A 7,653-nucleotide genomic window follows, 5' to 3' on the forward strand; every position below is an offset into this window, starting at 1 on the left:
CCTCATCGCGCCACTTTGCGCAGATCGGTGACGTTGTTCCGGGCCTTTCTCACCGAACAGACGGATCCGGACGGTTTCTACTCGGTGCTCGCCGACGACTCGGTCCGTCAATTGGCGCGGCACACTCCGTTGAACGGACGGACCATCGTCGACGTCGGTGGCGGGCCCGGCTATTTCTCTGATGCGTTTCGCGCCGCCGGAGCCACGTACCTCGGCATAGATCCCGACGTCGGAGAGCTGACGGCGCGCGGAGAGGCAGGTGAGAACATGGTCCGCGGCAGCGGGACGAAACTGCCGGTGCGCACCGCGTCCGTGGACGTCTGCTATTCGTCGAACGTCCTCGAACACGTTTCCGAACCCGAGGTCATGCTGGCCGAGATGTGCCGGGTGACCAAACCCGGCGGCACGATTTTCGCCTCGTTCACGCCGTGGTATTCGCCGTGGGGCGGTCACGAGACGGCGCCGTGGCATTTCCTTGGCGGCCACTACGCCCGGCGGCGTTATCTCGAAAAGAACGGCAAGGAGCCGAAGAACAAATTCGGGGAGAGCCTTTTCGCCTTTTCCGCCGGCGCGGCCATCCGGTGGGGGAAGGCCGCGCCGCTCGCCGATCTTCAGGAGGTCTACCCGCGCTACCACCCCTCCTGGGCCCAGTGGATCGCGCACGTCCCCGGGATCCGGGAAGTCGCGTCGTGGAATCTGGTGATGGTGCTGCGCAAGCGTCAGTGACGTGAGGGGGCGGGGCGGCGCTTCACCAGCAGGAAGACCCCGAGCGCGAGGAAAGCCGCGCCGCCGATCCCGAGCACGATCGGCCCGGTGCTCCCGATGAAGTCCAGCTTGCCCTTGTTCTCGTCCACCTGCTTGACCATCGCGTCGACCGTCGCGTCGGTGAAGGCCAGCTTGCCGTCGAAGACCACCGTGGGCGTGGGATTCGCGGCCGACCGCAGTTCCTGGTGCGACCGCTGTTCCTGCTTGACCTGGATCCCCGTCACCGGCTCGATCCAGCTCGTGATGGTGCCCTGGTAGAACTGGCCCGCCTCGACGGAGTCGCCGGCGGCGCCGATGAGCGAGCCCGGCACCTTCTTCGTCGAGATCTTCGTGTCGGGGATTTCCTGGACGAACTTGTAGACCTCGACGCCCTTGATGTCCTCGACACCCTTGAACCGGGCCTGGACGGGGCGGCCGGTGTTGTCGTCGTAGACCTGGTAATCCTTCTGTTCGGTGCCGAAGGGGAACTTGAAGTTCAGGCCGGGCTGCGGCTTGTACTCCTGGACCTCCTCGGGCTTCTCGCCCTCTTTTTCGGGCTTCTCCTTGAGTTTGGTGACGAAGCTGCTGTTGGCCGAGCACTTCGCCTCCTGGTCGCCGCCCGGCGGGACGTACCCCTCCGCGGTGCGGCGGTCGAAGCAGACCTGGCGTTTGCTCGCGCTGACCACGGTCTGGTCGCTGGTGTCGACGACCGAGACGGCCATCAGCCACACGGCGACGTCCGTGCCCTCCCGCATCTCCGGCGGCGCGAAGTTCGCCACCACGCGGGCGGTCGCCTTCAGCTTGGCGTCGTCACGGATCTCCGTGACGGTCTTGCCGCCTTCGGTCTTCACCGCGAGCACCTTGGACGCGGTGCCTTCGAGGACCGACGTCGATTCCTGGTTCAGCGGCACCTTGGCGAGCTCGGGCTTCACGTAGGTCGGCAGCAACACCGCGCCGGCGACGGCGAACACCCCTAGTGCCAAGAAGATCAGGCTCAACGCTCGACGCAACGGTCCTCCTGGTGAGACCACGGAAAAATCAACATTACCCATCGGTAATCAGTCGCCAGATACTGGCTCCTGGGCCGGTCAGCGTCAAAGGTGTGACCGGCGGTCATAGGCACCGCGTGCGACCGGAAGGCGGTACGCGCGCCGCCATTCGGCGCAGGCAGCCAAACATGTTTGTTCCCGGGAACAACGTGAGCGGGACCACCATCGGACGACTTCCGGTGCGTGGAAAGGAACTCTGTGCCGCAGGACCTGAACGATCCCCGCGCGCTGGACATCGGCGCCTACTCGGATTCGATCACCGACGTCGAGCTCCGCGACGCGGTCGCCGACGTCGCCGCGCTGCTTTCGTTGCACGGCAACGTGATCCGTGATCTCGACGCCAGGAGATCACGGTGGCGCCCCGGGCGGCGGTCCCCGCATCCCGACATCGTCGTGTCGGCGGCCAGCAGACGTCCACAGTGGACGAGATCGGCGAACCCCGAGGTGACCCTGCCGGTCGCCACGACCGCGCGCGGCCGGACCCTCGCGGTGCGGCTGACCGCGCGGCCCGGTCTCGGGCACACGCTGCTGGACCTCGCGAGGATCATCGACGCCGACATGGCGCCGGAGAGAAGGAGCTAGGCGTCCGCCAGCCGGACCGCCTCCAGCGCGACGTAGAGCTCACCGACGTCGACCGGGTCGGACAGATCGCGCCGGGTCAGTTCCTGCACCCGGCGCAGCCGGTACCGGACCGTGTTCGGATGGACGATCAGCCGGTCCGCGGCCTCCTTGGCCGAGCCGTGCCCGGCGAACCACGCGACCAGCGTGTCGAGCAGGACCTGCCGTTCCGGCTTGGGCAGCACCAGGAGCCCGGCCAGCACCGAGCGCAGGACGTCCCGCGACATCTCCGGCGCGCTCGCGACCAGCGTGGTGACCGGGGAGTCGCCGAAGACGGCGACGCCGGCGGCACCGGTGGTCAGTGAGCGGCGGGCGATCCGGGCGCGGTGTACCGCGTCCGGTATCTCGAGGAATCCGTTGAACGGCCTGCTCATCCCCACCGCCAGGGGCAGGGTGCCCAGTACGTCGCGCAGCCGCCGGACGTCCTCGACGCGGTCGATCACGACCAGGCCGACCTCGGCGCCGGGCCGCCAGGCCGATTTCCAGCGCCGGGCTCGCAGCAGGGCTTCGACGCCGGGCGGTTCGTCCGGTTCGATGGATTCGGTCACGACGGCGACGAAGGTGCCCGCCGCCGGGAGGTCGAGTTCCCTTGCGGCGTTCTCGAGCTCGGCCTGGGTGGCGAACCGGCCCTGCAGCAGGCCGTCCAGCAGGGCGAGCTTCTCCTGGGAGAGTTCGGCGGCGACCTCGCTGTACGCGGTGGTCAGCGCGTCGGAGTAGAGGTCGATGGTCTTCCACACGTTGGAGTTGATCTCCACCGTGCGGGCGGGGTTGATGAAGCCGGGGCCGGCCAGCTCCAGCAGACGCTCGTAGACGAAGATCCCGCCGATCCGGAACGCGCGGAGCACGGACGGCAGCGGGATACCCTGCCTGGCCTGGGCCAGCCCGGTCTTGCGGGCCGCGTCGAGCGGGAGTCCCCGCCCCTCGACGAGCGCGGTCAGCGCCCGTTCGAGATTCGCGCGGCAGACCTTGCGCAACTCGTCCGGCGCGGTGCTGTCCACCTGGTGATAGAACTCGTCCTCGTCGCTGAGGAGCTGGGCGAGGCGATCACTGAATTCGGGCAGCCGGGTGAGCATCGCCTGCATGAGCACACGCTGCTCCCGGGGTGCGGGAGTAGCGAGAGCTTCGGTGCCCATCCGTCAACTCTAACCCGATCGAGTGGCCGCTTTTTATCACGATGCGACGAAAGGGTGGTTTCACGAGCTGAGCTCCGTTGACAACCTGCGGAGTGTGTCGCGGGCTTGCCGCAGCTCATCGGGGGTGACACCGCTGTCGTCGAGCACGGCGCGACGCCGGGATTCACTCGCGTCCCACAGGCGCTCCAGCAACCGTGTGCCCGCGGGCGTGATGGCGTACAGGGGCGAGTGGCGATGGGCGGGATTCGGCTCCGCGCGAAGCTGGCCCGCCTCGGTGAGGTCGTCCGCGACGCGTTGCACGGCTTGGCGGACCTGTCCGAGTCGCCGCGCTATGGCGGGGACGGCGAGCGGTTCCTCGGACACCGTACTGAGCACGTGCCAGCGGGCGACCGTGGTGCCCGGTCCGGTGGCCTCCCGCTCGCTGATCCGGCGGCTCAGGCCCGCCACTTCGTAGACGTCCGCGACTACGCCGAGGACGGGAGTGTCCGGACCGTCGACGGTGAATGGCATTTCGGCTGGGCGCTCGACGGCCGTGCGCTGGCCGACGTGTGGATCAGTCCCGCCCGGGGCGAGCAGGGGCGATGGGGTGGACGGGGAGTGGCGGATGAGTCTGCGCTTCTACGACGAGAAAATCGGCGCGTTCCGGTCGACCTGGCTCGGCCCCGGCAAGGGCTGGGTGATCCCGTTCCTCGGGAAGCCGACGGAGGACGGCTTCGAGATCGAAGCCGACACCGACGGTGTCCGGCGCCGGTGGATCTTCTCCGAGCTGACCGGCGAGAGTTTCTCCTGGCGGGCGGAGGAAACGCTGCCGGACGAGGACCCCTTCGTCCGGCAGCGTTTCGAGGCCACTCGCGCGCTCAGTGGTTGATCTTGAACCACGGCTGCGACCAGCCGAGATAGGTGTAGTTCCACGCGTTCTTGATCTCCGAGATCGTGGTCTCGGTGAAGCTGCCGGGGCCGTGGATGTCGTTCGACAGGAACTTGCCGCCGCCGATGGAGATCATCGTGTGCCCGGTGCCGCCGTTGCTGAAGAACGCGAGCCCGCCCGCGGGGACCTGGGTGTCACCGGGGTGCTTGTACGAACCCGGGATCTGGGTCCAGTGCACGTAGGCGGTTTCCGAACCGCTCGCGGTCCAGCCGTAGGCCCACGCGTTGATCCGGTCGCACCAGCGGTAGTAGTTGGGATCGTTGTTCGTGTGCACGTGCGCCTTCGCCCACGCGACGGCTTCGGCGCAGGTCCGCGGGTTGCCGGTGCCCGCAGTGGAGCAGGAAAGGGTGCTGCCGGCACAGTCCGGGGCGACGCGGCCGTCCGAACCGGTGTAGACGTAGGCGTCGCTGATGTAGCCGCCCTTCGACGGCACGTAGTCCCAGATGTCGGTGGTGCCGTACTTCCCGGTCACGGTCGAGCCGTTCGTCTGGCAGTCGATCGTGACGGCGGTGCCGCTCGCGACGGTGCCGACCGAACTCGCGCTGGTGCTCGGGCTCGACCGCACGGTCACCGCCACCCCGGAGTCGGTGTTCACCGTGCCCGTCGCCGCGAGCGCCTCGCCCGCGCCGCCGAGCATGATCGCCCCGGCCAGGGCGATCGTGCCCACCGCGCCTCTGGCGATCCTCGATCGGATCTTCATCTCTGTCCTCCAGTGGTTTCCCCGAATAGGGGGACAGGATGGCGGATCCCCGTACAAGGCGCGTACAAGAAATCAACGGTCCGAAGTGGACGGTTCTATACCGGGACGAGCTCCGGTTCGGCGGCCTGTCCGATGATCGGGACATCATTCGCGTAATGGGCGTTCCGCTCGGTGAGCAGTGTCCGAAGCCGCGCGAGCGCGCGGAACTGGGCCGCGCGGACCGCTCCCGCGCTCGGCAGGCCGAGCCGTTCGGCCGTCTCCTCGGCCGAAAGCCCGAACACGAACCGGAGCGCCAGCACCTGCCGGTGCGGCATCGGCAATCTCGCCAGCAGGACACCGGCCTGCAGCCGGTGTTCCAGGCGTTCGATCTCGTCCGGGTCGCGGCGGGTCCAGAGCGGCAGCCCGTCGCCGATCTCCGGGACGGAGGCGACCGGTTCGCGGGAACGGCGCCGGTGTAGATCGGCCACCTTGTGCCCGGCGATCCCGAGGGCGAACGCGAGGAACCGGTCCGGGCGGTACCGGTAGCGGGGCAAGGCGATCAGGACCGCCTGCAGTACCTCCTGTGCGCAGTCCTGTGCGTCGCAAGCGCCCGTTCCTGCGCTCCCGAGCCTGCTCGCGCAGTAGCGGAACACGTGTGGGCAAAGGAAACGGGTCAACTCCTGGATCGCGTCCGGATCACCGGCCACGGCCGCCCGGACCACTCTGCTGTCCGGGTTGGGCAGTCGTCCCGCCGTGGCGGCGGCACGGGAGTCCGCGGGGACCGTCGATGGCGCTACCTCGTCCAAGTCTGCACTCCTGGTTCAGGGGAACTGCCTGCCAAGGTGCGCCCGTCATCGGGGACTGGGACTTCGTGCGCGGTGGTCCAGCTTGCCGCTCCCCGAGAGGGATGTCCACACGACGTGCCGGAAGTCATCCGAACCGCGCAATGTCTACTGTGGACACTGGTCGCGTGCCACCTTGAAGCAGGACAGTACTGGGGGATAGGCGGTGGTATCGGTGCTGAGGAGATCCGACGTCCAGACCAGGCAATGCGCGAGAACCCGGATCCGCTGGTCGAGATCGGCGTTCTCGCAGGCCTCGTCGATCTGGTCGGCGCAGGTGACCCGGTCGTCGCGGACGCTGGCGGCGATGGCGCGGACGATCGCGGCCACGCCGGGATCGAGCCGGTCCGGCCGGACCGCCATACCCGCGTGATCCCGCAGTCGCAGGGTGAACGGTTCACCGATCCGCAGCGACCGGCGGCGATCCTTGGCCGCCAAGGAGAACGTGTCGACCAGTCGTCCGACGACGTCGCCGAACGCCGGTGCGCGCCGGGTGGAGGAAGCGATGGACACCAGCGCGGTGGCGAGCCGGTCGGCTTCACCCGATCTGGTGAGCGAAAGGAGGTCGCGGGCGACGATGTGCGCGCGTTTGGCAGTGAGTGTCATGTCGGGCCCCTCGTTCGTCGTGCCGATTCCCGTTACCCCGCGGTGCGAGCGCTAAACCCGAAGGCCCGCCGATTGGCGCTGGTGGGGGTGCGGGTTGCGCCGTTCGGCTCACGTCGCGGGTTCTGTAACGGTGAGAGACCGGAAGACGTCGCCTGGTGCGACCGGTCGTCGGCGGGCGGAGGCCATGCTGTCGAGTCTTCTTCCCGGACCGCGGGAGCTCCGGGCACCGCTCGCCGCGGGATACGTCTGACTTCTCGGCCTCTGGCTCGCCCTGCGGCCGGGCCTGCCTCCATCGGCTCAGGCTTCCGGCGACGAGGACTTCCGCGACAAGGTGCTGCCCCACATCCGAGGTCTCCAGGAGGTCGCCCGCCGGGTGGGCGGGAACCGCCGGAGATCATCGCCGGTGCACGGACACTGGTGAACACCGGCGCCGGGCCATGGACGACTACCTCCACCGGTGGCATCTCCTCGGAACCGTCGTGCGGCTCGACGTCGTGGGCGGCGGCCGAGCAGAATCTCGCGGCCGCGCTCGCCGTGGAACGGGGTCGTGCCCGGCTACTACGCCGGTTATCCGAACGCTCGGGCGCCGATGGAGACGCAAGGACGGATCGCGACCGTCGCGCCGAGCGAGTCCACGCCGAAACCGAAGTTCCAGCGACCGTCCACAAGGGACACCCTCCTTGAATCCGGTGCCCGGTTTGAGGCATTCGCGCGGGTTCGCGAGGGAGTCGTGAGTGATAAAGACGGTTATTGAGGGGAAGGGCAAATGTGGCGTGACCGAGCCTCTGCGGTGAAGGACCCCTTCACTGGCTCAAGGCATAGGCGGCCTTCGCGGCCGTGGTTCTGGACTGGCCGACAGGAGCCGACCGCGCCCCCCGAGTGTTCCACCAAGGACACTTTTCGCTGACTCGATGTCCGAGTGATGCCCAGATGGTCGATTTCACAAGGGGGTCGTGGGGGGGGGTTTTGGGTTGGAAACCAAAAAACCCCCCCCCCCCCCCCCCCCCCCCCCCCCACCCCCCCCCGCCCCCCCCCCCCCACTCCCCCAACAACC

At 68.3% G+C, this 7,653-nt stretch carries 9 protein-coding genes; 3 read left to right on the forward strand and 6 right to left on the reverse strand.

The window, feature by feature from the left end; all coding sequences use genetic code 11:
- The first annotated feature begins 27 nt into the window (after positions 1 to 27).
- Positions 28 to 726, forward strand: a complete 699-nt coding sequence (locus AC069H_RS38845; protein ID WP_478224824.1) for a class I SAM-dependent methyltransferase — start codon at positions 28 to 30, stop codon at positions 724 to 726.
- Here the strand turns inward: AC069H_RS38845 and pgfA are convergent.
- On the reverse strand, positions 720 to 1,754 hold the full coding sequence (gene pgfA / locus AC069H_RS38850; protein ID WP_478235634.1) for a cell envelope lipid trafficking protein PgfA: 1,035 nt from the start codon (positions 1,752 to 1,754) through the stop codon (positions 720 to 722). The two genes, AC069H_RS38845 and pgfA, sit on opposite strands and share 7 nt — an antisense overlap.
- A 237-nt stretch (positions 1,755 to 1,991) precedes the next feature.
- On the opposite strand from pgfA, the gene AC069H_RS38855 reads away from it, so the two are divergent.
- A complete protein-coding gene (locus AC069H_RS38855) occupies positions 1,992 to 2,375 on the forward strand; it encodes a hypothetical protein (protein WP_478235635.1) in 384 nt (127 codons plus the stop codon).
- Here AC069H_RS38855 and AC069H_RS38860 read toward each other — a convergent pair.
- Entirely contained in the window at positions 2,372 to 3,544 is a 1,173-nt protein-coding gene (locus tag AC069H_RS38860; RefSeq protein ID WP_478235636.1) for a PucR family transcriptional regulator, read from the reverse strand. The genes AC069H_RS38855 and AC069H_RS38860 overlap by 4 nt on opposite strands.
- Before the next feature lie 60 nt (positions 3,545 to 3,604).
- Positions 3,605 to 4,054, reverse strand: a complete 450-nt coding sequence (locus AC069H_RS38865) for a MarR family winged helix-turn-helix transcriptional regulator (protein ID WP_478235637.1) — start codon at positions 4,052 to 4,054, stop codon at positions 3,605 to 3,607.
- Positions 4,055 to 4,148: 94 nt separating this feature from the next.
- Between AC069H_RS38865 and AC069H_RS38870 the strand changes: the two genes are divergently transcribed.
- The gene (locus AC069H_RS38870; protein WP_478235638.1) at positions 4,149 to 4,412 is read left to right on the forward strand and encodes a hypothetical protein; all 264 of its coding nucleotides are present in this window, start codon (positions 4,149 to 4,151) and stop codon (positions 4,410 to 4,412) included.
- On the opposite strand, the gene AC069H_RS38875 is transcribed toward AC069H_RS38870, so the two are convergent.
- The 3 genes from AC069H_RS38875 to AC069H_RS38885 all read right to left on the reverse strand — a co-directional run bounded on the left by AC069H_RS38875 (position 4,402) and on the right by AC069H_RS38885 (position 6,599).
- On the reverse strand, positions 4,402 to 5,172 hold the full coding sequence (locus tag AC069H_RS38875) for a hypothetical protein (RefSeq protein ID WP_478224818.1): 771 nt from the start codon (positions 5,170 to 5,172) through the stop codon (positions 4,402 to 4,404). The genes AC069H_RS38870 and AC069H_RS38875 overlap by 11 nt on opposite strands.
- A 95-nt stretch (positions 5,173 to 5,267) precedes the next feature.
- The gene (locus AC069H_RS38880; protein ID WP_478235639.1) at positions 5,268 to 5,957 is read right to left on the reverse strand and encodes a sigma-70 family RNA polymerase sigma factor; all 690 of its coding nucleotides are present in this window, start codon (positions 5,955 to 5,957) and stop codon (positions 5,268 to 5,270) included.
- A gap of 144 nt (positions 5,958 to 6,101) precedes the next feature.
- Positions 6,102 to 6,599 (reverse strand): hypothetical protein, encoded by a 498-nt coding sequence (locus tag AC069H_RS38885; protein ID WP_478235640.1) that lies wholly within the window; start codon positions 6,597 to 6,599, stop codon positions 6,102 to 6,104.
- Between the last annotated feature and the right edge of the window lie 1,054 nt (positions 6,600 to 7,653).

It is taken from the genome of Amycolatopsis sp. NPDC043887 (assembly GCF_056435665.1).